The 916-nt window shown below is 49.2% G+C and carries 2 protein-coding genes; both read right to left on the bottom strand.

Annotated elements, in window-relative coordinates; all coding sequences use genetic code 11:
- A partial coding sequence (locus tag HW443_RS12010) for a Jag N-terminal domain-containing protein (protein ID WP_176238306.1) occupies positions 1–182 on the bottom strand: 182 nt, incomplete at its 3' end.
- A gap of 12 nt (positions 183–194) precedes the next feature.
- On the bottom strand, positions 195–836 hold the full coding sequence (locus HW443_RS12005; RefSeq protein WP_176231164.1) for a YidC/Oxa1 family membrane protein insertase: 642 nt from the start codon (positions 834–836) through the stop codon (positions 195–197).
- Positions 837–916: the final 80 nt, after the last annotated feature.

Here is a 916-nt window from a genome sequence, read left to right as displayed (position 1 = left end):
CCTTCCTTCCTGATCACCCGTACCCTTGCCGCCTGGCCTCCTATTCCCAGAATTCCCCTTGTTCCCTCGCTCAGCCCCTCGATTTCTTCCTCATCTCGAGATGCCCCCAGCTCCAGACACGCCTCCTGGATGGCCTCTTCTGCGGTGCCAGCAGATTTTTCTATCTCCTGTCTCCCTTCCACTGTCTAAACCCCCTAACTCCCTTTCTGGGGCGTCGGGGTTGGGTAGAACCTGGCCATCACGTACTGTTGCCCTATGGACCACAGGTTGGTCACCACCCAATAAAGAAGTATCCCCGCTTGAAGCTGTATGGAGATAAAGCCCAGGACGATGGGCATAATATAGGCGATTTGTGCTTGCTTAGGGTCAGTTATGGTCATATAAGAAGTTAGGAAGGTAGTCGCCATCATCAGTACTACCAGAATATAGTAAGGGTCAGGCTTTCCCAGACTGCTGATCCACAAAAAAGAGGCCTCTTTGAGGGGTTCGAAGTTTTGTAACACTAGAAACAAAGCAAAGAAGACCGGCATCTGCAGCAGGAGCGGAAAACACCCAGCCAGGGGGTTGATCTTGTGTTCCTGATAAAAGGCCAGCATCTCTTTTTGCAGACGCTCTTTGTCCTTTTTGTACTTTTCCTGTAAGGCCTTAAGCTTGGGTTGGACCTTCTGCATCTCAATCATGCTTTTGGTCTGGGTGATGGTTAGAGGCAAAAGGACCACCCTTACTGTTATAGTTAAAAGAATGATGCCTATCCCGTAGTTCGGAAAGACGTTGTCGTAATAAAACTGAAGAATAAACTGCAGCAGATCAACGATTGGCTTAAGTATGGCGTCCAAGAAAGTCCCTTCCTCCCTTGAAAATCCTTGAAAATAACACAATTTTCATGCGACGTGGTGCGCCGCGGCGCATGGGCGAT

It is taken from the genome of Candidatus Hakubella thermalkaliphila (assembly GCF_013281975.1).
GTDB lineage: Bacteria > Actinomycetota > Humimicrobiia > Hakubellales > Hakubellaceae > Hakubella > Hakubella thermalkaliphila.
This window is presented reverse-complemented; position numbering and strand designations above follow the sequence as displayed.